The organism is Oceanisphaera sediminis (assembly GCF_039539745.1).
GTDB lineage: Bacteria > Pseudomonadota > Gammaproteobacteria > Enterobacterales > Aeromonadaceae > Oceanimonas > Oceanimonas sediminis.
The window spans coordinates 96,472-121,605 of record NZ_BAABDS010000051.1; the positions used below are offsets into that span (position 1 = coordinate 96,472).

Below are 25,134 nucleotides of genomic sequence, written 5' to 3' on the forward strand. Positions count from 1 at the left end.
GGCTCTTTAACGGGACGGCACCGACAGCCATTGGGGTGAGTGACCGGTTTGGCCAGTGAACCTGATCAGGTCGGTCTTGCTCAACAGCAGGGTGGCGGTGTTGCGCAGCGGGTGACAGTGAAAGTCGTCACCGGTTTCCAGCTCCCGATCCAGCCACAACTCCACCTGTTGTGCGCTGTCGTTCACCAGCGCCAGCACCGACACATGACCGGGCTCGACGCCGAGATAACGCTGCAACCGGTCGGCGGAAGCAAAGCCGAGCCGGGACCAGCCGATGTCGCGCGACAGGGCTTTCAGATCCACCTGCTTGTCGGCTCGGGTCAGCAACAGCGCGTGGCGGCGGCCGTAGTTGTCACGCAGAAACAGGTTTTTGAGTCGGGTGCCGGGACGGCTGATCAGCAGGCGGTCGGCATCGTCACAGGTAAAAAGCGGCGGGTGTTCAATCAGCGGCGGCGTTATGCCCCAGTGGGTCAACTGCTGCATCAGGGTGTCGCTGTGCATCATGTCTTGTGGTGCTGTCATGGGCAATATCAGGCAATTAAGAAAGTGCGGTCAGCATATCGCCCACCGCCTTCCTTTTCCACTCCGGGGCGTCATCGGCGCCTCGTCGATGGTGAAGCCCCGCCAGAACGCGGGGCCTGCGGCTTAACGGCCCGGATTGACCGCCAGTACGTCGGCGCGGATCACCGACTGCTCGGCAATCAGGTCGGTCACCACGGCGCGGCTGGCCTTGTAGTGCGGGTTCAGCTTGTGCTCGGCCAGGGCCGCTTCGTCCTGATAGATTTCGTACAGCCAGAACAGCTCGGGATCGGCCTTGTCCTGCAGCACGTCAAAGGTATGGCAACCGGGTTCGTCACGTACCGAGGCGGCGGCGTTGGGCAGCATGGCGGCCAGAAAGGCGTCGGTGGTGCCGGGCTTGAGCTTGGTTTTGACAATAATCGAATACATTGTAAACTCCATTTGTTTATCTAAAATCAACAAATAGTACACAATATTTTTAGCCAAGAGACAAGGAGCCCCGCCATGGAAAGACCCAGTCGTTTGAACGGCATGCGCCATATCGCCTTCACCATGCCCAACCTGGAAGAATGTGAGCGTTTTTATACCGAGATCATGGGCATGGAGCTGCTGCGCCGGGCGCACAAGGATCTGGTGTACCTCACCTGCGGCAACGACAACCTGTCTCTGGGCCGCTCGGACCTGCCGGCCAGCGGCGTGCAGAGCATGGATCATTTCGGTTTTATCGTCGACAGCAAGGAAGAGCTAGAACAGTGGTTTCTGTACCTGAAGAGCAAGGGCGTGACCATGCTGGACCGGCCCCACGATCACGGCGATGGCGCACGCAGCTTTCACATTACCGACCCGGCCGGCAACGTGATTCAGCCGATTTACCACCCGGAGATCTCCGGCCAGCGCTTTACCAACCCCTAAGCCCCGGATTTATCCCTTCGCCGTGGTTTTCCCTGCCACGGCTTTCCGTTATGGTAAGGACATCGTGCTACGGCACTCCGACTTTATAGCAGCGAGCTCCATGTCCTTAGATACCCATACATTAAACACCGATGAGCTGAGAAGTCGCCGCCTGGCGGCGCTGATCACCCCGCACCAGCTGAATACCCAATTTCCGCTTACCGACACCATGGCCGAGACGGTGCTGACCGCCCGCGCCGAGATTGAAGCCATTCTGGCCGGTACCAGCCACAAGCTGCTGGTGATCGTGGGCCCCTGCTCCATTCACGACCCGGCCGCTGCCCTCGCCTATGCCGAGCGGCTGGCGCCCTTGCGCGCCCGCTACGCCGATAAACTGTGCATCCTGATGCGCACCTATTTCGAAAAGCCGCGCACCATCGTCGGCTGGAAGGGGCTGATCAACGATCCGCACCTGGATGGCAGCTTCGACGTCAACACCGGCCTGCAGCTGGCGCGCAAGCTGTTGTGCGACATCAACGCCCTGGGCCTGCCCACCGCCACCGAGTTTCTGGATATGGTGACCGGGCAGTATATTGCGGATCTGATCAGCTGGGGCGCCATCGGCGCGCGCACCACCGAATCCCAGGTACACAGGGAGATGGCCTCGGCCCTGTCGTGCCCGGTGGGCTTCAAGAACGGTACCGATGGCAACATCCAGATTGCCCTGGACGCGGTGCGCGCGGCCAGTCACCCGCACATTTTCTGCTCGCCGGACAAAGACGGCCAGATGACCATCTATCAGACCAGCGGCAATCCCTTCGGTCATTTGATCCTGCGCGGCGGCAAGACACCCAACTACGATGCAAACAGCGTGGCCGAAGCGGCCAAGGGGCTTGCGCAGGTGGGGCTGTCACCCCGGCTGGTGGTGGATCTCAGCCATGGCAACAGCCTCAAGCAGCATCAGCGCCAGCTGCTGGTGGCCGAAGACATCTGCAACCAGCTGAACAACGGCAGCCGCCATATTGCCGGGGTGATGGCCGAAAGCTTTATCGAGTCGGGTCGCCAGGAGGTAGTGGACGGCAAGGCAGACGTATTCGGCCAGAGCATCACCGACGCCTGCCTGGGCTGGAGCGACACCGAGCAATTACTGGAAACCCTGTATCAGGCAGTTGAGGCGTGAGGCGTAAGGCGTGAGGCGTGACAAGGCGTCGCTTTAGCTGGCGCAAGCTTGCAGGAAACGGTTTGTCTGCAGGTCATGCATATCGCCTGAAGGTTTAGCGTGGCCTGATCCGCAGCAACACCCCCACCCCGCCTCCCCCTAGCGAACATCCACCGTCATGCCTGTTTCCGCAGCCAAGGGGGAGGAGCAGCTCGGCGCCGAACGGTAGACACAGCGCCGGTTTGCTCCCTCCCCTTAGCCTCGAACTTGGCAGAACCACAGCGGGGTGCAACGCAAGGGGAGGGTCGGGGTGGGGTTGCTGTAGGCCCTTTGCTTTAATCTCTGCTTTTATTCCTCCGGCAGCATAATTCGGTGGCCGTCCTGCTCCAGCACCCGAACCTTTACCTCGAACACCTCGGCGATAAGTTGTGGGGTAATCACCTCGGGCCCGCCAAAAGCAGCCAGTTTGCCTTTATGCAGGCACCAGACGTCATCCGCATACTGGCAGGCCAGGTTGATGTCGTGAATGGAGGCCACCACCGCCAGTCCCCGCTGCGCATAACCGCGCAACAAACGCAGGGTGGCGAGCTGATGATGCCAGTCGAGCCCCGCCAGGGGTTCGTCCAGCAGCAGCAGGCGAGCGTCGGGGTTGATGGCAGGATCCACCTGCAGCAGGGTCCCGGCAATCAGTAATCGTTGCTGTTCGCCGCCGGACAGGGTGTCGAGCTGGCGATTGTAAAGCGAGTTCAGCCCCAGCGGCCCCGCCAGCTCGGCCATTACCCGGCACGCCGCCTCGCTCACCCCACCCAGCGGTTCGGCCGCCAGTGCCAGCAATTCATAACCGCGCAGACCGTGAGGCAATACCGCCTGCTGGGCCAGCATGGCCCTGTGCCGGGCCAACTCATGCAGGCTGTAACCGGACAGGTCCTTGCCTGCCAGCCGAACCCGGCCCTTGCCGTCGCTGTCACTCAGGCCCGCCGCCCCCGCCAGCAGGCTGGACTTGCCGCTGCCGTTGGGGCCGATCAGCAACGTCAGCCGACCCGCCGCACATTCGCCGCTAACGGGGCCGACCCGCCGGGCCTGGATAAAGTTCTCGAATTCAAGCATGACGACGCACCAGTAACCAGATGAACACCGGCGCGCCCAGGGTGGCGGTAACGGCGCCGATGGGCAGCTCGCCCACCGTCAACGCCGTGCGCGCCGCCACATCGGCCAGGGTCAGCACCAGGCCCCCGGCCAGCATGGATGCGGGCAGCAAAAACCGCTGCTTGCCGCCCGCCAGCAGCCGCAGCAGGTGCGGCACCACCAGGCCCACGAAGCCGATGGGGCCGGCCATGGCCACGCTGAAGGCGGTAAGCAAACACACCGCCAGCACCAGCCGGGGTTGCAGCCAGCGCACATTCAGTCCCAGCAATCGTGCCTGATGTTCGCCCAGTGCCAGTAAATCGAGCCGCCGCCCCTGGCGCACCAGCCAGGTCAGGGCAAGCAGCGCCGGCAGCCACCACCACAACGACAGCGGCTGACCGTGGCCCAGGCTGCCCATCATCCAGAACAGAAAGCTGCGCAGCGAGGCATCGTCGGCCAGATACAGCAGCCAGGTCAGTACCGCATTGGCCAGAATACCCACCGCCACCCCGAACAGCAGCAAGGCCCCCGGCCCCAGGCGACGGCGCGACAGCGCCAGCAACAACAGGGTGACCAGCAGGGCGCCGACAAAGGCGGCCAGCGACAGGCTCCAGTAAGGCAGGTTCAAACCCAGATGCACCGACAGCGACAGGGTCAACACCGCCGCCAGGCTGGCCCCGCTGGAAATACCAATCAGCCCCGGCTCGGCCAGCGGATTATGCAGCAATACCTGCAGCACGGCCCCGCACAGCGCCAGGCTGGCGCCGACCAGCACCGCCAACAGGGTGCGTGGCAGCCGCAACTGCCAGAACACCTGTTGCTCCAGCTTGGAAACCGGCTGCCATAGCGCCTCTATGCCCACCCCCACCGCACCCAGCTGCAGGCTGAGCAACATGGCCGCCACCAGCGCCAGACCCAGCCCCAGCAGCCAGTATTGATACTTGCGCTGTTGTTGCCGAAAAAGCCTTGCCAGCATCACAGGGAGACCCAGGCAAACCAGGCCGGATATTGTTGCCACAGCAGGCGTACCGACATCACCAATGACACCGTCACCAGCATGGGTTTAATGATACGGGTACCCCGGGTCACCACCATGTTGGAGCCCAGCCGGGCGCCGACAAACTGCCCCAGCGCCATCGACAGTCCGGCCACCCAGACCACCTGACCGCCGAGAATAAAGAACAGCAGCGAGGCGATGTTGGAGGTGAAATTGAGCAACTTGGTATGGGCCGTGGCCTTGGCCATGCTGAAGCCGGCCAGGGCAATAAAGCCCAGCGCGAAGAAGGAGCCGGTGCCGGGGCCGAAGAAGCCGTCGTAAAAACCCACCCCCGTGCCGATCAGCAGCGCGAAGGGAATCATGCCCAGCCGGCGGCTACGGTCTTCATCCCCCACGCGGGGCGAAAACAGAAAATACAGTGCAAAGGCCGCCAGCAGGAACGGCAGCACCTTTTGCAGAATGGAGGCATCGATACGCTGCACCAGCAGGGTACCGAGCATGCTGCCGATAAAGGTGCAGGCCACCGCCCATTTCATGGTGCGCCAGTCGATAAGCCCCCGGCGCAGGTAGTAAAAGGTGGCAGAGAACGAGCCGAAGCTGCTTTGCAGTTTGTTGGTGGCCAGCGCCATGGTCGGCGGCATGCCGGTGGCCAGCAGCGCCGGCACCGTGATCAGGCCGCCACCACCGGCAATGGCATCGATAAAGCCCGCCAGCAGCGCCGCCAGCGCCAGCAATCCCAGCGTAAGCAAATCCAGTTCCATGATGATTCCGACATTCAGCATAAAGGCGCATAGACTAGCAGGATGGCAAAAGCAGCAACAGCAAAACGCTCTATCTGGCAGTACCTTAGCCATATAACTGCAGGGGGCGCCCCGCAGGCAATGACTCACTGCCACTTTCTTTGCAACTAAAGGCAGAATAAAACTGTCTGTTGCAGGACACGCACGGCAGGCAGCGCAAGGTCGTTTAGCCTGGCTGTTGGCTGTGGTAACGTAGCCGAACGACCCATGAGGAGAAATATGATGACGGATTCCGTGCTGAGCCTGCTACCCGGTGACTTTCCCGATGCCGACGACGGCGCCTTGCGCAACACCGGCGTGCGCACCCTGGTGCTGGCCGGTGGCTGCTTCTGGTGCACCGAGGCGGTGTATCGACAGCTGGACGGGGTACAGCAGGTGATCTCCGGCTATACCGGCGGCAGTGAAGACACCGCCAACTACAAGGCGGTGTGCAGCGGCACCACCGATCATGCAGAAGCCATCGCCATCGAATACGACAGCGCCCTGATTGGCCCCGGCACCCTGTTGAAGGTGTTTTTCGGCATCGCCCACGATCCCACCCAGCTTAATCGTCAGGGCAACGATTGTGGTCGCCAGTATCGCTCGGCGGTGTTTTATCAGGATGACGCCGAACGCCGGCTGGCCGCCGACTATATTGCCTTGCTGGAGCAGAACGGCGTATTCCGGGCGCCCATCGTCACCACGCTCGAGCCGTTGACCGTGTTTTATCCGGCAGAGGACTATCATCAGAACTACGCGGCGATCAATCCCAATCAGCCTTATATCGCCGCTGTTGCCCAGCCCAAGGTGGCCAAGGTGCAGCATTTCTTCAAGCATCGGCTGAAAAAGGATCTGTAACCATGGCACAAACTCCCAGCCCCTACGATCTGAGCCCACCCACCGATGAGCAGTTGCAGCAACTGGCCGCGCAACTGAGTGCGGATGAAAAACGGATTTTACTGAGTCAGGGGACGGAAGCCCCCTTCTGCGGCGGTTTGCTCGATAACCATCAGCAAGGCAGCTATGTGTGCAAGCTGTGCGCGCTACCGCTGTTTTCTTCGGCCTGTAAATTCGAGTCCGGCTCCGGCTGGCCCAGCTTTTATGCGCCCTATCATCCGGATCATATTCTCGAATTGGCGGACGTCAGCCACGGCATGCGCCGGGTTGAAATTCGCTGTCGTCGCTGCGACGGCCACATGGGCCATGTGTTTCCGGATGGCCCCGCCCCCACCGGCCTGCGCTATTGCCTGAACTCGGCCTCGCTCGACTTCTGTGCCGCCGGCGAGCCCAAGCCGGACCCACTGCGCCGCGGCGAGCGGGATTTTTTGTAACGGCTCGATTGCACATAGGCACGGTATGGTGCCGCGCCTGAGAACCCGGCGTCGCCGGCAGATTTGCGCCGCATAAATGGGCGCCTACAGCCCAATCCAGACATCGGGGTGTTTTTGTAGCCGGCGCTTTAGCTGCCGGAGCAGACGGTGCCGGATCATCAGGCACAGCGCCGTCGTGGGATTGCGCCGCTAAAGCGGCGCCTGGGAGGGAGTGTCGTTACGGCCGGGCAGAGTAACCCCTCCCCAGCCCTCCCCTTGCGTTGCACCCCGCCGTTATTCTGAAAATGTCGAGGTTAAGGGGAGGGAGCATAAAGGCCTCAATTCGCCTCGAAGCGGCGCACGAAGTCTTCAATTACCATGTCGTAGAGCTTGTCCTTGAGGAACAGATCTTCCACCCCGTGATCGATGTTGGGATTGTCGTTCACCTCTATCACCGCCACCCGGCCCTTGCCTTCCTTGATGTCCACGCCGTAAAGACCGTCGCCGATGGGCTTGACCGCCTTGAGTGCGGCGCTGATCACCGCCTTGGGCGCCTCGAAGGTGGGCAGGGTCACGAAACTGCCGGAGTCCGCTTCCTTGCCTCCGCCGTTATGGCGGTAGATCTGCCAGTGACCTTTTACCATAAAGTACTTGCAGGCGAAGATAGGCTGGTGGTTGAGCACGCCGATGCGCCAGTCGAATTCGGTAAAGAAATACTCCTGCGCCAGCACCAGCGCCGACGCATTGCGCAGTATGCCCAGCGTCTCTATCAGCGCCGCCCTGTCCGCCACCTTGTAGATGCCACGAGAAAAGGCGCCGTCCGGTATCTTTAGTACCAGCGGATAGCCCATTTCCTGCTCCAGCCAGGCCACCGCTTCTTTCTCTTTCGGGTTCACCATCAGCGTCTTGGGGGTCGGCACCCCGTGCTTGGTGAAGCTCTCGGCCAGAAACACCTTGTTGGCGCAGCGCAGAATGGAGGTGGGCGAGTCGATGACCACCAGCCCTTCGTGCTCGGCCTTCTGGGCGAAGCGAAAGGTATGGTGATCGATGGCGGTGGTCTCGCGAATAAAGAGGCCGTCGTATTCCGCCAGCCGCTGATAATCCTTGCGGGTGATCAACTCCACATTCACCCCGGCCCGCTCGCCGGCCTTGACGAAACGCTTGAGCGCCTTGGGATCGGACGGCGGCAACGCTTCGTCCGGGTTGACCAGCATGGCCAAGTCGTAACGGTAGCGTTTGGTGGCCGAGCAAAACCGACAATTACTGGGCTATATACTGGTGCTGTTTCGCCGTAATACCCGGCTGGCACGGGTGTATTCCATTGCGGTGGCGCCGGACGCCCGCGGCCTGGGGCTGGGCCAGGCGCTGATGAATGCCGCCGAAACCGGGGCCCGGGAACAGGGCGCCGTGTTCATGCGTCTGGAAGTGCGGGCCGACAACGTGGCGGCGCAAAACCTGTATCAACAGCTGGGATATCGTCAGTTCGGGGTGTATCACGATTACTACGAGGATCATCAAATTGCCCTGCGCTACCAGAAGCGGGTACATCACTATCATCCGCTCAGCGGCAGCAAGGACGTGCCCTACTATCGCCAGACCACCGAGTTTACCTGTGGCCCGGCCTCGCTGATGATGGCGGTGAGCGCCCTCAATCCGGATTATCAACCGGAAATAGATGAAGAACTGCAACTGTGGCGCGAGGCCACCACCATTTTCATGACCAGCGGCCACGGTGGCTGCGGCCCCCACGGCCTGGCACTGGCCGCCCATCGGCGCGGTTTCAGAGTGGCGCTGACCCTCAACCAGACCGGGCCGCTGTTTGTGGGGGGCGTTCGCACCGCCGACAAGAAGCAGGTACTGGAGCGGGTGCATCAGCAGTTTCTGGCCCAGATGAACCAGCTGAATATTACCCCCGAGTACGGCCACTTTACCCTGGCGCAACTGGAGCAGGGCCTCAGCCGGGGCGGGCTGCCGCTGGTGTTGATCAGCACCTATCACCTGGACGGGCGCAAGGCGCCGCACTGGGTGCTGGTGTGCGCCATCGACAAGGAATTCGTCTATATCCACGACCCGGATATCGACGAAGCCGCCGGCGAAAGCCCGGTCGACAAGCAGTATCTGCCGATAGAACGCAGCCGCTTCGACCGGCTGGCCCGCTACGGCCGGCAGGGGTTGCGTACCCTGGTGTGGCTGTTCCGGGACTGATAACCGCATCAACGGTCAAAATCTGTCGGTCACGGCTGGTCGCCTGCAAGTCAGTAAAAAATAAAACTGCTATAAAACAATACCTTAATTAATTTCACTCCCGACAGGCTCAAACATAACCCATTCGATATCGCTTCCCTTGCTGCAGAACCTTTGTATAGTCAGGCCAAATTATCAACAGTCTGAGAGAGAGTCTGTATGTTGAAAAAACAAATAATCGCCCTTGGCCTGCTGCCACTGATGCTGGCGGCGACCCCGGCCCTGGCCGGTGAAACCCTCAGCACCATTATCGGCGGTGCCGGTGGGGGCGCTGCCGGTGCCTTGCTGGGTAAACAAATGGGGGGTGATACCGGCGCCCTGGTAGGGGCCGCCCTGGGTGGCGCCGCCGGTGGTGCAGCCACCGCCCACAGAGGCAACAAGAACGAAGCCGCATTGGGGGGCGCCGTGGGTGCCCTGGGTGGTGCGGCACTGGGCAAGAACCTGGCCGGTGACACGGGCCAGCTGATTGGCGCCGGCATCGGCGGCGGTGCCGGTTCGGCTCTGGGCGCCAAATCCGGTGACGGCCACCGTGAGAAAGAAGTGCACCACTACTATCACGGCAAAAAACACAAGCATAAGCACAAACACTGGCGCAAGCATCGCCACGATGACTGGGACGATTGAGATCCAGGATTCGAACAGGCCCGCCTCATGGCGGGCCTGTTTGTTTATCCCTCCCGCGGGTGATATTTCAGTTTAAGAAAAATCAGCCCGGCGCCCATGATGGTGCCCAGCGGAAAAGACGGTAACTGCACCGCCACCAACACCCAGAACGGCCATTGCACCCGCATGCCCTGCGACGACAAATAACCATACCAGGCCCGGCGACACAGCCACAGCCAGGCCGCCACCAACAAGGCCATAAACAGCCATAGCAGGGGCCCTTGCAGCGCCTGTTCCGTCGCCTCCCCCTGCTGCATGAACCAGGCGGTCACCAGCAACATCAGGCTGATCAATACCGCCTGCAAACCGATGATTATCTTCGCCAGCCTGTCGGCGCTCTCCATTCGCATCGTCATCTTCCCGTCATATTGTTGTTATCAAACTGCCATTATCGGCCGCTAGCCTAAGCTGCATACAGTGGTTGTAACCCCATGTGAGCAAAGGATAAGTTAAAAATGAGCCAGTTTGAACTGAAGGATGAACAGAACCACCCCCGCACCGAGGTGCCCGAGTTTACCCGAATGGTTGAACAGAGCCTGAGCCGCCGTCGCTTTTTGGGCGGTGCCGCTGCCCTGAGTGCCGTGGCTTTTTTCAGCGCCTCGCCACTTTCCCGCGCCATGGCCGCGGCCACCGGCACCAGCCCGCTGCTGGGCTTTGACGCCGTGCCCACCAGCACCGCCGACAGCTTTGTGGTGCCACCCGGCTACCAGGCCGAGCGCCTGATCTCCTGGGGCGACCCGCTATTCTCCAACGTGGCCGAGTTCATCAACGGCGGCGGCAACAGCGCCGCCGACCAACTGGGTCAGTTTGGCGACAACAACGACGGCATGAGCTTCTTCAAGGTAGACGACAGTACCGCCATTCTGGCCATCAACAACGAATACTGTAATTACGAGCTGATGTTTGCCCATCAGGGCAAGCAGATGACGGCCGAGGATGTGAAAAAAGCCCAGGCCGCCCAGGGTGTGTCGGTGCTGACCCTGAACAAGAGCGCCGACGGCTGGCGCTTTGCCAAAGACGGCAAATACAACCGCCGCATTCACGCCAACACCCCCATGATGATCAGCGGGCCGGCCAGGGGCCATGCCCTGTTGCAGACCAGCGCCGATCCCAAAGGCAAACAGGCGCTGGGCACCTTCAACAACTGCGCCAACGGCATGACCCCCTGGGGCACCTATCTCACCTGTGAAGAAAACGTCAACGGTTACTTCGGCAGCACAGGTCAGGTCGAGATCACCCCGGCCCAGGCCCGTTATGGCATTGGTTTAGAGGACGCCGGCTGGCAGTGGCATGCCTTTGACAAGCGCTTCGATCTGGCCAAGCACCCCAACGAGTGCAATCGTTTCGGCTGGGTGGTGGAAATAGACCCGAAAGACCCCTCCTCTACCCCGATCAAGCGCACGGCACTCGGTCGCTTCAAACATGAAAATGCCGAGCTGGTGATCGATAAGGACGGCCATGTGGTGGTATATCTGGGCGACGACGAGCGCGGCGAGCACCTGTATCGCTTTGTCAGTGAAGGCAAATACAACCCGAACGACATGGCGGCCAACCGCGACCTGCTGGATCAGGGTACCCTGTACGTGGCCCGCTTTGACGCCGCCGACGGCGAGCTCAAGGGCAAGGGAGAGTGGCTGGAGCTGACCTTCGGCAAAAACGGCCTGACGCCGGAAAACGGCTTCAACAGCCAGGCCGAAGTGCTGATCCACGCCCGCCTGGCCGCCACTCAGGTCGGCGCCACCACCATGGACAGGCCCGAGTGGGTAGCCGCCCATCCCACCGAGCCGGTGGTGTTCTGTACCCTGACCAACAACAAGAACCGCGGCGTAAAAGACAATCAGCCGGTGGGCGGCCCCAACCCGCGCGCCGAAAACCATTACGGCCAGATCCTGCGTTGGCAGCCGGCCAATGGCCGCCACACCGCCGCCGCATTCGACTGGGATCTGTTTCTGCTGGCCGGCAACCCGACCGTGCACCGAAACAATCTCTATGCCGGCTCGGCCAATATCAATAAAGACAACATGTTCAACAGCCCGGACGGCATCGGCTTCGACCAGGCCGGACGGCTGTGGATACAGACCGACGGCAAATACTCCAACGAAGGCGACTTTGCCGGCATGGGTAATAACCAGATGCTGTGCGCCGACCCGGCCACCGGTGAAGTGCGCCGCTTTCTCACCGGCCCCATTGCCTGCGAGATCACCGGCCTGGCCTTCAGCCCGGATCAGAAAACCCTGTTTGTGGGCGTGCAACACCCGGGCGAAGATCTGGCCGGCTCCCACTTTCCGCTTGGTGGCGACAGCACGCCCCGCTCCAGCGTCATGATGATCACCCGCGAAGACGGCGGCATTATCGGCGCCTGATTGACGTCAGGGATTTGGGAATAGGGATTGGGGACTCGGGACTCGGGACTCGGGACTCGGGACTCGGACATTGTAAGCCGGGGGCTCCCCGGCCTGCAAAATACCGTCACTCCGGCGAAGGCCGGAGTCCATTCCACAAACATCATCACACCAACAGGCACCACTCAGCGTCTGCAATCAGCACCACGTACAGCTTACGACTTGTCTCGCCGACACCAACCGTTTCAACCTGACCGAATATCCGGTGAATGTTCGCAGCCATTGCCAGTGAAGATGGCCTTCGCCCATGGCGTGTTGGCGGAGCGGCCCCTTTGTTCGACGTTGACACCGAAACGTACATGATCATGGTTTAGGTAGGCTTGGTATTATTCCTGCTTTCCCTGCTTTTCTTCCCGAAACGCGGCCAGCCGCTCGCCTATCAGCGCCTGGGTGGCTTCGGCGTTATCCCTGATGCTGCCATCAAACACCTTGAGCCCGTCCAGTACCTTGACCGCCTCGCCGTAGCCCTGGTCGATGGCTTTCGTAATTTTGGTCAGAAACTGCTCCAGCTGCTCTTGTTCCGCCATGTCAGGGTTCTGGGTTTTAAAGGTCTCGAAGTGGCCGAGGGCGCTGTTAACGATACGATCTGCCGTGTTCTCCGGCGACCAAAAATCATCCGGCTGCGCCGCCACCTTGTCTTGCGTCACCGCCTGCTCCGTACCCAGCTCGGCATTGAGTTTATCCAGCACCTCGCCGTAAAAAATACGCATCGCCTTGTCGTCACCCTGCCCGCCAGCCTCGAACATCGCCTTGACCAGGCTTTGATTGGCGCGGGCTTTCAGTTCATCCCGGGCCACCGCAAACTCGGCCGGTTGCGCTTGCTGCCCGGTTTTTTCACCGCTTTTCACCGGCTCGGCATCGCGCGGGCCCGAACCGGTGACGCGCGTATTCGACATGAGAGAAACAGCCATCAGCAGACTCCTGTTGTGATTCGCTATTCGGGTTATCGGCAGCCTGGCCCGGTACTTAACCGCGGCGGGACTTTGCTGTTACCCTGTAGACAGAAGGCATCAATCAGCTAACGAAAAGGAAACATCATGCAATATCGCACACTCGGCCATACCGACATCGAGGTGAGCCTGATTGGTCTGGGCACCATGACCTGGGGCGAGCAGAATACCGAAGCCGAGGCCCACGCCCAGCTGGACATGGCGGTGGATCACGGCATCAACCTGGTCGACACCGCCGAGATGTATCCCATTCCGCCCAGAGAGCACACCCGGGGCGACACCGAAACCATGATTGGTAACTGGCTCAAGGCCAGTGGCAAGCGCGAGGAACTGATCCTGGCCACCAAGGCGGTGGGACCTTCACGCAATCCGGTGCGCCCTTCCTACTTTCGTAACGGCAAGGCCTGCCTGGACCGAGCCAACCTGATTGAAGCGGTCGACGACAGCCTGCGCCGACTGCAAACCGACTACATCGATCTTTATCAGCTGCACTGGCCGGACCGCAGCGCCAACTACTTCGGCAAGCTGGGCATGGACAAGCTGGAGCAGGAAGAAACGGTGCCGATTGAGGAAACCCTGCGCGCGCTGGAAGAGCTGGTAACAAGCGGCAAGATCCGCCAGATTGGCGTGTCCAACGAAACCCCCTGGGGCCTGCACCAGTATCTGACACTGGCCGAGCAGGCCGGGCTGCCGCGCATCGTCAGCATCCAGAACCCCTACAACCTGCTCAACCGCAGCTATGAAGTGGGCCTGGCCGAATTCAGCCTGCGCGAACAGGTGGGCCTGCTGGCGTATTCTCCGCTGGCCTTTGGCATGCTGACCGGCAAATATGAAAACAACGCCCGCCCCACCGGCGCCCGCCTGACCCTGTACGACCGCTTTCAGCGCTACCTCAACCCCCGCGCCCAGCAAGCCAGCGCGGCCTATGTTGAGCTGGCCCGGGAGCACAACATCAGCCCGGCACAACTGGCCCAGGCCTTTGTGAACAGCCGCCCCTTCGTGACCAGCAACCTGATTGGCGCCACCAACCTGACCCAACTGAAAGAGAACATCGACAGCGTGAACATTACCCTCAGCCCGGAAGTACTGGAGGCGATAGAAGAACTGCATTTACAAATGCCCAACCCGGCGGTATGAGTGGTGAAATTAGCTGAGGGCTCAATGAGTATTCTCGCTTTCAGACTAGCTGTGGACATGCCGGTAGACTAAACGACGTCAATAAAGCCGAGGTGTAGTAATGCCTCGGAATACCCGGAACTCGGCCGGGATTCATCAAGAACATGAATAAACTCATAGGTATCGGCGCAATGAACGGTGGCCGGATAGTGGGATGATATAAAAAAGACAACATTATCAATCACCGCTGTTCGTACAGTTTTTCAAACATGGCGCAGTGGCAGCTAAGCCAGTACTCGTTGCCCCGCTTACTGACTTTCACCTTGTTGCTGCCACAGGTAGGGCAATTTATCCGCATAGAGGTATTGGCTCCGCAGTGGCCACACTTAACATAATAACCGTACTTTCCGCTGCAGGCATTTAACCCATCATCACTACCGCATCCTTTACAACGTAACCCAATCACCGTGTTTTCCTCATGTACCACAGCAGGCTCCGACACTTCATTTGGCATGCTGGCTACTTGTGAGGACAGCGCTTGTTCTCCTACGGAGTTGATGTAATGCTGCGGCTCGGCAATTGGCTCCTCACTGCCCGCACTGGTTTGCATTAAAAACTCACCAAGACGTTGGAACTCCTTCACGATGAAGTAAGGCTTGCTGGATACGGCTGCACTCAACCGTGAGTAAGCGCCTATTTTTTTCACCTGCTCGGCAACCGACTCACTTTTAACAACTTTCACACCAATCTCATCCGGCATGGTGTTTCGGTGCAAAATACAATTGTTGGAAACAGTGCAAAGCACATCCCACTCTCGCCTGGCCACCTTCATTTGTATGCCCAGCAGTTTTCCCAGAAACTTATCGACATGATCGCCCAGAAAGGCTTTCAGCAGATCTCTTTGCATCTCGGCCTGTATGATGGGAGAAGGCATGCCACTCCACTGCCCTTTGTAGCTTCTTGACCACTCCCCCAGCGCATTGACTTTAACTTCCCCGTATATACTTTTTGACTCGATGATAATAAAGCCAGCTCGGTGAACCACTAGATGATCAATCTGCGCCGTTTCGCCATTATGGGTAAAGCGATAATCATTCAATATCAGAATATTTTCATCGTCCTTAAATGCCCGCCTCAGGTAAAACGCGACATCCTGCTCCTGCCGATAACCGGCAGCCCAACGGGGGTCGTCGGTCGTCAGCGGCTCCTTGTTTTTAAGAATGGCCATTTTCTTTCCTTAAATTCGGTAAACCTTATATCCATATACTACCCATTCCTACCTGTTTGACTATTAAAATCAAGTCTTTACAAGTCCATCCTCTTACTATGCTAACCGGTTCACTTACGTTGTGTACGAAGCTCTGCCTTGCAGCAGTATGAACGCCCTTGCCATTCGGATTATCTTCCCACCAGTCAGGGTGATGTGAACGTCTTTCAGTCCACTGGATTTGCCAGCTTCGCTGGGCAAATAAAAAAACCCCGGCAAGCCGGGGTTAAAAGAGACCAAACTACAGGGTTATTGCAATTGGTTAACGTTGTTCGCGCAGGGCCTGGATGCGTTTTTCCAGCGGCGGGTGGCTCATGAACAGCTCGCTGTGGCGCTTGCCGTTGATACCAAAGGCGGCGAGCGATCCTTCCAATTCCACTTCCGGGCCGTGACGCAGACGCTCCAGGGCGCCGATCATCTTCTCTTTGCCGGCCAGGCGGGCACCGCCTTCGTCGGCGCGATATTCACGCTGACGGCTGAACCACATGACGATGATGGAGGCCAGAATGCCGAACACCAGCTCCAGCACCATGACGATGGCAAAGTAGGCCAGGCCACCCATGCCGCCGCCTTCTTCCTCTTCGTTATTGCTGAAGAAGCCGCTGATGATGTTGGCCACGATACGGGCGAAAAACATCACGAAGGTGTTCACCACGCCCTGGATCAGGGTCAGGGTCACCATGTCGCCGTTGGCTACGTGGCTGACTTCGTGGGCCAGCACCGCTTCGGCTTCGTCCCGGCTCATGCTGTACATCAGGCCGGTGCTCACCGCCACCAGGGCGTTGTTACGGCTGGGGCCGGTGGCAAAGGCGTTCATGTCGGGCGAGTCGTACACGCCCACTTCCGGCATGCCGATGCCGGCCTGCTGGGCCTGACGGGTGACCGTGGTCATCAGCCAGTGCTCCATTTCGTTGCGGGGCTGCTCGATCACCTGAACGCTGTAGGCGCGCTTGGCCATCCATTTGGAGATAAGCAGCGAGATGGTCGAACCGCCAAAACCGAACACGGCACAGAACACCAGCAGGCCACCGACGCTGCTGCGATCGATTCCCAGCATTGAAAAAACGATGTTCAGCACCACCCCCAGCACCAGCACCACGGCCAGGTTGGTGGCAATAAACAACAGTATGCGCTTCATCTATATTTCCTTACTTCAACGAGTATGCAGACATAATATGTCCGCGTGGACGAAATTCAAGATGGCCATGATGAATTATTTCAGCAAAGGTGCAATATCCATGAAGTTATTCACCGACGCCATACCCTCTTCGCCCAGCCAGGGGATCTCGCCCAGCAGCGGCGCCTTGATACGTTGTTTGAGGGTGGCGGCGTTTTCTTCATAATGGCTCATCTCGGGATCGACCCGATTCAGCACCCAGCCGGCCACCACTAGGCCGTCGTGACGAATGGCATCCAGCGTCAACAGGGCGTGATTGATGCAGCCCAGCCGCGCCCCCACTACCAGAATCACCGGCAGGTGTTCTTTTTTTACCCAGTCGGACAACAGGTGCTGTTCGTCCAGCGGCAGTCGCCAGCCACCGGCGCCTTCGGTAAAAATCCAGTCGACGGCGGTTTCCTTCAGCCGGGCCAGCCCCTCGCCAATATGATGAATGCTGATGGTCTCGTTAGCCTGGGCGGCGGCAATGTGGGGGGCGATGGCCGGGGCAAAAGCGTATGGGTTGTGCATGGCGTAGGGCAAGGTGATGGACGAAGCCGCCTGCAGGGTCAGGGCGTCGCTGTTTTTCAGCTCGCCGTCGATCAGGTCACAGCCGGAGGCCACCGGCTTGTAACCCAGCACTTTCTTGCCCGCCTCGGCGGCGGCCTGCATCAGCGCCCGGGTCACGAAGGTCTTACCCACTTCGGTGTCGGTGCCGGTAATGAAAAATGTCTTAGCCATAGATGACTCCATACGCCAGCCGATAAGTAGCCACACAGTGGCCCTGATTGTTTTTAGGATAGATGAGATTCAGTCGCTGCCAGGCCTGTTTGCCCATCAGGCCGGGACGGCGAGAGCCGTTAACCCGGTTGGCGCCGATGCCCTTGAGATCGAGCAGCAACCCTTTCAGTTGCGGATAACAAAGCTGCTCATCCACCTGCTGCAGTTGCCAGCGACGGCCGGTGGCGGTTAATTGCTGCTCCAGCGTTTCAGGCGTGATAAAGCGGTTGATGTGGGCATGGCCGTCCAGCTGCCGCCAGCTCTGTTCCAGCTCGTGCAGGCTGCCCGCCAGCAGGGTGGAAAACACCAGCACGCCGCCGGGCTTGAGCCGGTCGCTCCAGCCCCTGAGCCAGGCGGCCGGATCGGCGCTCCACTGCAGGCAGAGGTTGGCAAAAATCCAGTCCAGACTCTGGCCAGGCAGTGGCATGGCGTCCATGTCGGCGCAGATGGGGATGATGTCGGCTTTTTGGGTCGCCTGTTGCAGCATGTTCGGCGACAGGTCCAGTGCCAGCAATTGCTCCGCCCGCTGTTTAAGCAGCGGCGCAAACCAGCCGCTGCCGCAACCCAGATCCAGCCCCGTGTCGCCCCATTCCGGCAGTCGTGTCAGCAGGGCATTGCCACTGCGCCGCTGCAGCTCGTTGTGTTGTTCGTAGCTGTGGGCGGCACGGCCAAAGGCGGCGGCCACCTTCTGTTTGTCGACCTGTTGCATCAGGCGAGTTTCTCCGGTGTTGATGATCCCTTCGGGCAGCTATAAGCCGTAAGCTGTCAGCTGTAAGTGGCGTTGCTCTGTGCATTAAAACGCCATACACCATGGACTCCCGCCTTCGCGGGAGTGACGGTGCTCTTGTAGGCCTCCCGTTTTAACGGGGCAAAGACCGATGCAAAACGCCTACAAGCCGTTGCACGTCTTCCCTGGTGTGGGCAGCGCTCAGGGTGATGCGCAGCCGGGCCGAGCCTTTGGGCACGGTGGGCGGACGAATGGCGCCCACCCAGCAGCCCGACTCGCGCAACTGGGCGGCCAGCCTAAGGGTTCTGTGCTCGTCACCCACAATCAGCGGCTGAATGGCGGTGGCGGACGGCAGCAGTTCGAACGGCAGGCCGGCCACACCCTGGCGGAATTGCTGCACCCGCTCGCACAGCTGATCGCGCTGGTCGTCCGCCTTTTGTACCAGCCGCACCGCCGCCAGAATGGCGGCAGTCTGGGGTGGCGGCAGGTGGGTGCTGTATACATAGCTGCGGGCGTGGTTGTGCAAATACTCGATCAACTCCCGACTGCCGCCGATAAAGGCGCCACTCACGCCCAACGCCTTGCCAAAGGTGCCCATGGTGATCTGCACCTTTTCTGCCGCCACGCCCTGCTCGCTCAGGGTGCCTTTGCCCTGTTTGCCCAGCACGCCCAGGCCGTGGGCGTCGTCTATCATCAGCCAGTTACGGCTTTGCTCGGCCACTTGCGCCAGGCCCTGCCAGTCACCCTGATCGCCGTCCATGCTGAACACCCCTTCCGACACGATAAGTCCCGCCTCGGGCTTGATCTTCGCCGCCAGCGCGGCCATGTCGTTATGGGCAAAGCGCTGCATGCGGGCCGGGCTGAGGGCGCCTGCTTCCTGCAGAGAGGCGTGATTGAGTCGGTCTTGCCACAGCCAGTGCCCCTTGCCGAGCAATGCCTTTATCACCGCCTGATTGGCGGAAAAGCCGGAGCTGAACAGCAGCACCGCCTCCAGCCCCAGCCAGTCGGCCAGCTCGCTTTCCAGCGTCCGGTGAATGGCCTGGTGCCCCACCACCAACGGAGAGGCCACCGCGCCTACACCAAACTCGCGGGCGGCGGCCTCGGCGGCGACCCTGAGCTGGGGCGCCTGACTGAAGCCCAGGTAATCGTTACCGGCAAAGTTGAGATAGCCTTTGCCGTTGGCCCACAACTGCCGGCCGCTTACCCGATCGATCACCGGCAGGCTGCGCTTCAGGCCCGCCGCTTCTCGCTCGCTAAGGCTCAGATTAAAAGGCATGCGTTCTCTCAATTTATTGAATGGCTTGCTCATTGGTCGAATGAATTCGACCCTACGAAAATACAGGGCACCGCCATCGGTCGAATGAATTCGACCCTACGAAAATACATCGTGGCGCCTGTCGTAGGGTCCATTTCAATGGACCAACCCAGCCACCTAGCGCCGCCATTGGTCGAATGAATTCGACCCTACGAAAATACATCATAGCGCCTGTCGTAGGGTCCATTTCAATGGACCAAGTCAACCGCCGTGCGATGCCATTGGTCGAATGAATTCGACCCTACGATCCTTGTCAAGCCTCGTAATACAGCGGTTTGGGTTCGTTTTGGGCGGCGAGTTGTTCGTGCAGCTCGATTTCGGTCATTTCGTCCGGTTTCTGGCTGGCGCCGCTGGGGCGCACGCCGAGGCGCTTGAACAGCTGCATGTCGCTGTTTTCGTCCGGGTTGGGGGTGGTCAGCAGCTTGCAGCCGTAGAAGATGGAGTTGGCGCCGGCCATGAAGCACAGGGCCTGCATCTGGTCGTTCATCTTTTCGCGACCGGCAGACAGACGCACATGGCTTTGCGGCATCAGGATGCGGGCCACGGCGATGGTGCGGATAAAATCGAAGTCGTCCAGGTCTTCCTGATTTTCCATCGGGGTGCCCTTCACCTTCACCAGCATGTTGATGGGCACGCTTTCGGGCTGACGTGGCAGATTGGCCAGCGCCAGCAGCAGGCCGGCTCTGTCTTCCGGGCTTTCGCCCAGGCCGACGATACCGCCGGAGCACACCTTCATGCCGGCGTTGCGCACGTTTTCCAGGGTGTTGAGCCGGTCGGCGTAGGTACGGGTGGTGATGATGTCGCCGTAAAATTCCGGGCTGGTGTCCAGGTTATGGTTGTAATAATCGAGCCCGGCATCGGCCAGTTTTCCGGCCTGATCATCGCTGAGCATGCCGAGGGTCATGCAGGTTTCCAGCCCCAGAGACTTCACTTCCTGCACCATCTGCACCAGATAAGGCATGTCCCGCTCTTTGGGGTTGCGCCAGGCGGCGCCCATGCAGAAACGGCTGGAACCGTTGGCCTTGGCTTCCTTGGCTCGCTCCAGTACTTTTTCCATTTCCATCAACCGTTCAACTTCCAGCCCTGTGCTGTAGCGGGCGCTTTGCGGGCAGTATTTGCAGTCTTCCGGACAGGCGCCGGTCTTGATGGACAAGAGGGTACTAACCTGCACCTCGTTGGGATCGAAGTTGGCGCGGTGCACCTGCTGGGCTTCAAACAGCAAGTCGAAGAAGGGGCGTTCAAATAATGCGAGCACCTGCTCACGGGTCCAGTTTTGACGGCTCATGCGGGGCCTTATCCTTGATATCCAGAGGTGTTTTTCTTGGCTAGTGTAAGCACCGGTGCTAGCCTGTCAATCACCAATACAAATCAAAGTTTACATCTGACTATTTTATGAACAAAGAAGTCATGAATAACCAGGCATTCGATCTGCACCACCTCTGGCACCCCTACACCTCGCTTACCCGGCCCCTGCCCTGTTATCAGGTAGAGCGCGCCGATGGCGTTTATCTGCAACTGGCCGACGGTCGCCGGCTAATCGACGGCATGTCGTCCTGGTGGGCCGGCCTGCATGGCTACAATGTGCCCGAGCTGAACCGGGCGGCCAGCGCACAGCTGGAGAAGATGTCGCACGTGATGTTCGGCGGCCTGACCCACGACCCGGCAGTCAACCTGTGCCGGGCGCTGACTCAGGTGCTGCCAACCGGGCTGGATCGGTTTTTTCTGGCGGACTCGGGCTCGGTGTCGGTAGAGGTGGCTTTGAAAATGGCCATTCAGTACTGGCACGGTCGGGGCCAGCCCAAAACGAAATTTGTGACCCTGAACAAGGGCTACCACGGTGACACCTTCGGCGCCATGAGCGTGTGCGACCCCAACGGCGGCATGCACAGCCTGTACAAGGGCTTTCTGCCCGAGCATCTGTTTATCGAGAGCCCTAAAAGCCGCTTCGACGGCGAATGGAACCCGCAGGACCTGCACCCGTTGGAGCAGATACTGGAACAGCGCCATCACGAGCTGGCGGCGCTGATCCTGGAGCCCATCGTGCAGGGCGCCGGCGGCATGTGTTTCTACCACCCGGAATATCTGAAAGGCGCCCGCGCGCTGTGCGACCGGTACGATGTTTTACTGATCGTGGATGAAATAGCCACCGGTTTCGGCCGTACCGGCAAACTGTTTGCCTGCGAATGGGCGGGCATTGCGCCCGACATCATGTGCATCGGCAAGGCACTGACCGGCGGCTACATGACCATGGCCGCCACCATTACCACCCAGAAGGTGGCCGAGACCATCTGCAACGGCCCCGCCGGGGTGCTGATGCACGGCCCCACCTTCATGGCCAACCCGCTGGCCTGTGCCGTGGCCATCGCCAGCCTGGAATTACTGCTGGAATCGCCCTGGCAGGCACGCATCACAATCATTGAGGCACAATTACAACAAGAGCTGGCCCCGGCGCGGGAACTGCCCCGGGTGGCGGATGTGCGGGTGCTGGGCGGCATTGGCGTGATTGAGCTTCATGCGCCACTGAACGTGGCCGAGGTGCAACAGCAACTGGTTGAACAAGGGGTATGGATACGCCCCTTCGGCAAGCTGCTGTATGTGATGCCGCCCTACATCATACAGCCGGACGAGCTGAGTAGGCTCACCCAGGCCATGCTGATGATTTGCGAAGGATGAGATCCTGACGTTCGTCAGGATGACGGCAAAATCGTCAGGATGACAGATTCGAACACAAGCCTGTTCAGCGTTTGGCTACTGCCGTCATGTTTTTGGCCTGATTCAGGTTGGCCACCGCTCTGGGATAGTAACGGGGTGAGGCATCGATGGCGCGCTGAAACAGGCCGGCGGCCTCTTCATAGGCGCCTTCCATCAGGGCGATATAGCCCAAATCATTGAGTGCTTCGGCCTGGGTGCCATTTTTACGCAAAGCGGCCAGGGCTTCGGATTTGCGGTTCCAACGATAATACAGCAGCCCAAGATTGCTCCAGGCACGCCGGTATTGCGGATCCTGATTTACCGCCCGGGTCAGCGCCCGCTCGGCCTGTGGGTACTCTCCTTCCAGATAATAGGAAAAGCCCAGATTGGTGTGCAATATGGCCAGGCCGGGCTGTATTTTCAAGGCGCACTGGTAATGATGACGGGCCTGCTCGCCCTGCTCCAGAATGTCCGCCAGCAGCCCCAGGCCATTATAGCTGCGCCAGGGCGACCGATTGTCTGTTACGCACTGGGCAACCGCGGTGGTCGGGGAGTCGGCGGCAGGCGCCTTGAGCCGGGCCTGATCGGCCAGCACCACCTCTTGCAGCAGGGTTTCGGCTTCCTGATGGCGTTTCATGTCCACCAGCAGCAACGCCAATGATTCTTTAAGATCCTCACGCTTCGGCGCCGCCGCTATGGCCTGCCGGTAGGCTTGCTCGGCTTGCCCGTTGTTATGTCGTTGCTGCTCCAGCCCGGCGATATGAAAATAAATATCCGCCGGCTCAAACTCGTCAAAGGCCAGCGCCTGGGTATAGGCATAAATCATGGCATCCGGGTTGCCGGCCGTTTGCGACTGGGTGACCAGCATGCGAGCCTCGGCCGCCGTGGTGGGCTTAATGACTCCCACCCCCGGCGATTTGGCCCCGAATAGTCCGTTATCGTTGGTTTCATTGGTGCTGGCACAACCACTCAGCAACACCACCGTGATCAGCGCACACAGTTTGTTTTTCATTTTAAAATCCTTAAACCAGTCCATGGTCAAAGAAAGACACAATTCAAGGTTAGTCAGACCCAGATGGTTCGGCCAGTCGGTCGGGCTCCATAATGCCGGTTACATATTGCCGAACACCTTGAATACCTTGAGTAACGCCGGGCCGATGGCCACGATAAAAAACGACGGCCAGATGAAAAAGACCAGCGGAAAAATCATCTTGGTGCCGATTTTGGCCGCCATTTCCTCCGCCTCCTGCTTGCGCTTGATGCGATATTCATCGGCATAGGTACGCAGGGTTTCGGCGATGCTGGTACCCAGCTGTATGGACTGGTTGATGGCCACGTTCAGGCTGCTGAAATCTTCCAGCCCGGTACGCAGGATAAACTCGTCAAACGCCTGTTTCAGGCTGATCCCGGCGCGCAGCTTGGCGGAAATCAGCCCCAGCTCGTCGGCCAGCTCTTCATGACTCAGGCTGATTTCTTTGGCCACCCGCTGCAGCGCCGCCTTGAAGCCCATGCCCGCCTCGGTACAGACCACCAGCAGATCCAGCGCATCCGGCATCGCCAGTTTCATTTGTGTCATACGATGATTGGCAAACCGCTCCAGCACAAACACGGGTAACACATAAGCCACATAGGCCACCACGACCAGCAGTAACAGTATGATGTTGTAGGAAAAGGCGGTAACGGTCAGCATAATGGCAAGCGCCACCAATACCGACAGCATCACCACCAGCAGGCGGATACCGGTGAAGATGCGGTAGGCCGAGTTTTTCTGAAAGCCCGCATGTACCAGCAGGGTGCGAATACGGTGCCCGCTAAAGGTACCGGTGCCGCCCTGTTTGGCCAGCACCAGCCGCTGCTCCAGGCTGTCTTGCTGTTCTTCTTCCACCTGTTGCTGCATGTGATTCAGCCGCCGACGATAGGGACTGGTTATACCCCCTGCCACCATCGCCAGGCCCCAGAACAGGGTCATGGCCGACAACGCCACCCCGCCTATCAGCAGCCACTGTCGCATGCGAGGATCGGTCAGTCCTGCGTTAAACAACTCTGTTAGCTCTGCCATGTTACACCTCAATCTTGATGATGCGGCTTATCCACCAGACACCCAACGCCATGGTGATGCCACCGTAAATCAGTAATCGATGCCCGTCTTTGCTATTGAACAGCTCGGCAATATAACTCGGCGTAGTCACATACATCATCGCAAAGAGCGCGAAGGGGGTCAGCACCAGCACCCAGCCCGACATGCGCCCTTCGGCGGACAGGGTTCTCAACTGGCGGTTGAACTTGAAGCGGTCACGAATAATGGTGGCCAGCTTGTCGATGTTTTCCACCAGGTTGCCGCCGGTTTCCCGCTGCACCTGCACGGCGCTGATCAGCGCCATGTTCGACACACTCGGCACCCGCTCCAACAGGCCGGTCATGGCCTTGCGAATATCCTTGCGGTAGTTGATGTCGGCAAACACCAGGGCAAATTCACGCCCCAGCGGATTGGGCATCTGCTCGCTGATAAGCTTGATGGTGTCGGCAAAGGAATAACCCGCCTGCAGGCCCCGCTTCATGATGTCCAGTGCCTCTGGCAGTTGCTGCTCATACAGCGCCAACCGATTATAGTAATTACGTTTGAGCTTGATGTGCATCACCAGAGCCGGCAGCACCAACGCCATCAGCACCAGCAGCCAGCTGTGCCACAGCCACCAGCACGCCACCGCCAGCACCAGGCTTATCAGGGCCGTCAGAAACACCAGTTGATACGCATAAAGGCGAGAACCCGCCAGCTCCAGCGCAAAGGCCACCCGCTCCAGCAGAGGCGAGGTTTCCAGCCGCCGCAACAGCGGCGACAGCGCGTCCAGCCGCTTGGTTCGATAGATGGATACCTGCTGCTGCTCGTGATTTTCTGCCTCCAGCGCCGCAATGCGACGCTTGAGCAGAGCAGAACGGTTCAGCCGGGGCTGGGTCACCGGCACAAACATCGCCAGGCTCAAAAACACCACCGCCAGCCCGACCAACGCCAAAAAAATCAGGGTATTGCTGCTCATAAAACCTC

General features: G+C 59.6%; 26 protein-coding genes. 9 read left to right on the forward strand and 17 right to left on the reverse strand.

Translation table 11 applies throughout. The annotated features are described in order from the left end of the window. Nucleotides 1-6 precede the first annotated feature (6 nt). The gene (locus ABD827_RS17410; RefSeq protein ID WP_344965960.1) at nucleotides 7-522 is read right to left on the reverse strand and encodes a prolyl-tRNA synthetase associated domain-containing protein; all 516 of its coding nucleotides are present in this window, start codon (nucleotides 520-522) and stop codon (nucleotides 7-9) included. A 123-nt stretch (nucleotides 523-645) separates the two neighbouring features. After that, nucleotides 646-948 (reverse strand): putative quinol monooxygenase, encoded by a 303-nt coding sequence (locus ABD827_RS17415; RefSeq protein ID WP_344965961.1) that lies wholly within the window; start codon nucleotides 946-948, stop codon nucleotides 646-648. A gap of 75 nt (nucleotides 949-1,023) precedes the next feature. Here ABD827_RS17415 and ABD827_RS17420 point away from each other — a divergent pair, with 75 nt between their 5' ends. Both ABD827_RS17420 and ABD827_RS17425 read left to right on the forward strand, forming a co-directional pair. Continuing rightward, nucleotides 1,024-1,431: a VOC family protein gene (locus tag ABD827_RS17420; protein WP_298716127.1), complete on the forward strand. Its 408-nt coding sequence runs from the start codon at nucleotides 1,024-1,026 to the stop codon at nucleotides 1,429-1,431. Between the two features lie 100 nt (nucleotides 1,432-1,531). Then, nucleotides 1,532-2,590, forward strand: a complete 1,059-nt coding sequence (locus tag ABD827_RS17425) for a 3-deoxy-7-phosphoheptulonate synthase (RefSeq protein WP_344965962.1) — start codon at nucleotides 1,532-1,534, stop codon at nucleotides 2,588-2,590. A 327-nt stretch (nucleotides 2,591-2,917) separates the two neighbouring features. On the opposite strand, the gene ABD827_RS17430 is transcribed toward ABD827_RS17425, so the two are convergent. Genes ABD827_RS17430 through ABD827_RS17440 form a run of 3 tightly spaced genes read right to left on the reverse strand, consistent with a single transcriptional unit; the run spans nucleotide 2,918 to nucleotide 5,452 of the window. Continuing rightward, nucleotides 2,918-3,676 carry a vitamin B12 ABC transporter ATP-binding protein BtuD gene (locus tag ABD827_RS17430; RefSeq protein ID WP_344965963.1) on the reverse strand — a complete coding sequence of 253 codons (759 nt, stop codon included), beginning with the start codon at nucleotides 3,674-3,676 and terminating at the stop codon, nucleotides 2,918-2,920. Further along, complete coding sequence (btuC, locus tag ABD827_RS17435) at nucleotides 3,669-4,670, reverse strand: vitamin B12 ABC transporter permease BtuC (protein ID WP_344965964.1); 1,002 nt, start codon at nucleotides 4,668-4,670, stop codon at nucleotides 3,669-3,671. The genes ABD827_RS17430 and btuC overlap by 8 nt, the downstream gene beginning before the upstream one ends. Further along, entirely contained in the window at nucleotides 4,670-5,452 is a 783-nt protein-coding gene (locus tag ABD827_RS17440) for a TSUP family transporter (protein ID WP_344965965.1), read from the reverse strand. Before ABD827_RS17440 ends, btuC begins: the two co-directional genes overlap by 1 nt. A 258-nt stretch (nucleotides 5,453-5,710) precedes the next feature. Between ABD827_RS17440 and msrA the strand changes: the two genes are divergently transcribed. Further along, nucleotides 5,711-6,328 carry a peptide-methionine (S)-S-oxide reductase MsrA gene (gene msrA, locus ABD827_RS17445; RefSeq protein WP_344965966.1) on the forward strand — a complete coding sequence of 206 codons (618 nt, stop codon included), beginning with the start codon at nucleotides 5,711-5,713 and terminating at the stop codon, nucleotides 6,326-6,328. Between the two features lie 2 nt (nucleotides 6,329-6,330). After that, nucleotides 6,331-6,801 carry a peptide-methionine (R)-S-oxide reductase MsrB gene (gene msrB, locus ABD827_RS17450; RefSeq protein ID WP_344965967.1) on the forward strand — a complete coding sequence of 157 codons (471 nt, stop codon included), beginning with the start codon at nucleotides 6,331-6,333 and terminating at the stop codon, nucleotides 6,799-6,801. 317 nt (nucleotides 6,802-7,118) lie between these two features. Here the strand turns inward: msrB and ABD827_RS17455 are convergent, their stop codons facing one another. Next, on the reverse strand, nucleotides 7,119-7,994 hold the full coding sequence (locus tag ABD827_RS17455) for an ATP-grasp domain-containing protein (RefSeq protein WP_344965968.1): 876 nt from the start codon (nucleotides 7,992-7,994) through the stop codon (nucleotides 7,119-7,121). Nucleotides 7,995-8,019: 25 nt separating this feature from the next. On the opposite strand from ABD827_RS17455, the gene ABD827_RS17460 reads away from it, so the two are divergent. Both ABD827_RS17460 and ABD827_RS17465 read left to right on the forward strand, forming a co-directional pair. Then, the gene (locus ABD827_RS17460; RefSeq protein ID WP_344965970.1) at nucleotides 8,020-8,985 is read left to right on the forward strand and encodes a GNAT family N-acetyltransferase/peptidase C39 family protein; all 966 of its coding nucleotides are present in this window, start codon (nucleotides 8,020-8,022) and stop codon (nucleotides 8,983-8,985) included. Nucleotides 8,986-9,183: 198 nt separating this feature from the next. Then, on the forward strand, nucleotides 9,184-9,648 hold the full coding sequence (locus ABD827_RS17465) for a hypothetical protein (RefSeq protein ID WP_344965971.1): 465 nt from the start codon (nucleotides 9,184-9,186) through the stop codon (nucleotides 9,646-9,648). A 44-nt stretch (nucleotides 9,649-9,692) separates the two neighbouring features. On the opposite strand, the gene ABD827_RS17470 is transcribed toward ABD827_RS17465, so the two are convergent. Beyond that, nucleotides 9,693-10,037: a hypothetical protein gene (locus ABD827_RS17470; protein ID WP_344965972.1), complete on the reverse strand. Its 345-nt coding sequence runs from the start codon at nucleotides 10,035-10,037 to the stop codon at nucleotides 9,693-9,695. A 105-nt stretch (nucleotides 10,038-10,142) separates the two neighbouring features. Here ABD827_RS17470 and ABD827_RS17475 point away from each other — a divergent pair, with 105 nt between their 5' ends. Continuing rightward, the gene (locus ABD827_RS17475; RefSeq protein ID WP_344965973.1) at nucleotides 10,143-12,050 is read left to right on the forward strand and encodes a PhoX family protein; all 1,908 of its coding nucleotides are present in this window, start codon (nucleotides 10,143-10,145) and stop codon (nucleotides 12,048-12,050) included. 365 nt (nucleotides 12,051-12,415) lie between these two features. Here ABD827_RS17475 and ABD827_RS17480 read toward each other — a convergent pair whose 3' ends face one another. Further along, on the reverse strand, nucleotides 12,416-13,000 hold the full coding sequence (locus ABD827_RS17480; RefSeq protein WP_344965975.1) for a DUF5610 domain-containing protein: 585 nt from the start codon (nucleotides 12,998-13,000) through the stop codon (nucleotides 12,416-12,418). Between the two features lie 126 nt (nucleotides 13,001-13,126). Between ABD827_RS17480 and ABD827_RS17485 the strand changes: the two genes are divergently transcribed. Beyond that, a complete protein-coding gene (locus tag ABD827_RS17485; RefSeq protein ID WP_344965976.1) occupies nucleotides 13,127-14,176 on the forward strand; it encodes an NADP(H)-dependent aldo-keto reductase in 1,050 nt (349 codons plus the stop codon). Nucleotides 14,177-14,396: 220 nt separating this feature from the next. On the opposite strand, the gene ABD827_RS17490 is transcribed toward ABD827_RS17485, so the two are convergent. The 6 genes from ABD827_RS17490 to bioB form a co-directional block, all read right to left on the reverse strand. Further along, nucleotides 14,397-15,383, reverse strand: coding sequence for a nuclease-related domain-containing protein (locus ABD827_RS17490; RefSeq protein WP_344965977.1), 987 nt, complete (start codon nucleotides 15,381-15,383; stop codon nucleotides 14,397-14,399). 301 nt (nucleotides 15,384-15,684) lie between these two features. After that, nucleotides 15,685-16,560: a protease HtpX gene (htpX, locus tag ABD827_RS17495; protein WP_298716085.1), complete on the reverse strand. Its 876-nt coding sequence runs from the start codon at nucleotides 16,558-16,560 to the stop codon at nucleotides 15,685-15,687. Nucleotides 16,561-16,635: 75 nt separating this feature from the next. Next, a complete protein-coding gene (gene bioD, locus ABD827_RS17500) occupies nucleotides 16,636-17,319 on the reverse strand; it encodes a dethiobiotin synthase (protein WP_344965979.1) in 684 nt (227 codons plus the stop codon). Further along, nucleotides 17,312-18,067, reverse strand: a complete 756-nt coding sequence (bioC, locus tag ABD827_RS17505; RefSeq protein WP_344965980.1) for a malonyl-ACP O-methyltransferase BioC — start codon at nucleotides 18,065-18,067, stop codon at nucleotides 17,312-17,314. The genes bioD and bioC overlap by 8 nt, the downstream gene beginning before the upstream one ends. A gap of 151 nt (nucleotides 18,068-18,218) precedes the next feature. Continuing rightward, complete coding sequence (bioF, locus tag ABD827_RS17510; RefSeq protein ID WP_344965981.1) at nucleotides 18,219-19,361, reverse strand: 8-amino-7-oxononanoate synthase; 1,143 nt, start codon at nucleotides 19,359-19,361, stop codon at nucleotides 18,219-18,221. Between the two features lie 292 nt (nucleotides 19,362-19,653). After that, complete coding sequence (gene bioB / locus ABD827_RS17515; RefSeq protein ID WP_344965982.1) at nucleotides 19,654-20,685, reverse strand: biotin synthase BioB; 1,032 nt, start codon at nucleotides 20,683-20,685, stop codon at nucleotides 19,654-19,656. 122 nt (nucleotides 20,686-20,807) lie between these two features. On the opposite strand from bioB, the gene bioA reads away from it, so the two are divergent. Next, complete coding sequence (gene bioA, locus ABD827_RS17520; protein ID WP_344965983.1) at nucleotides 20,808-22,073, forward strand: adenosylmethionine--8-amino-7-oxononanoate transaminase; 1,266 nt, start codon at nucleotides 20,808-20,810, stop codon at nucleotides 22,071-22,073. 64 nt (nucleotides 22,074-22,137) lie between these two features. Here the strand turns inward: bioA and ABD827_RS17525 are convergent, their stop codons facing one another. From ABD827_RS17525 to ABD827_RS17535, 3 genes are all read right to left on the reverse strand, one after another. Beyond that, complete coding sequence (locus tag ABD827_RS17525) at nucleotides 22,138-23,103, reverse strand: tetratricopeptide repeat protein (protein WP_344965984.1); 966 nt, start codon at nucleotides 23,101-23,103, stop codon at nucleotides 22,138-22,140. Between the two features lie 99 nt (nucleotides 23,104-23,202). Next, the gene (locus ABD827_RS17530; protein ID WP_344965985.1) at nucleotides 23,203-24,150 is read right to left on the reverse strand and encodes a type II secretion system F family protein; all 948 of its coding nucleotides are present in this window, start codon (nucleotides 24,148-24,150) and stop codon (nucleotides 23,203-23,205) included. A 1-nt stretch (nucleotide 24,151) separates the two neighbouring features. Then, nucleotides 24,152-25,126 carry a type II secretion system F family protein gene (locus ABD827_RS17535; RefSeq protein ID WP_344965987.1) on the reverse strand — a complete coding sequence of 325 codons (975 nt, stop codon included), beginning with the start codon at nucleotides 25,124-25,126 and terminating at the stop codon, nucleotides 24,152-24,154. Between the last annotated feature and the right edge of the window lie 8 nt (nucleotides 25,127-25,134).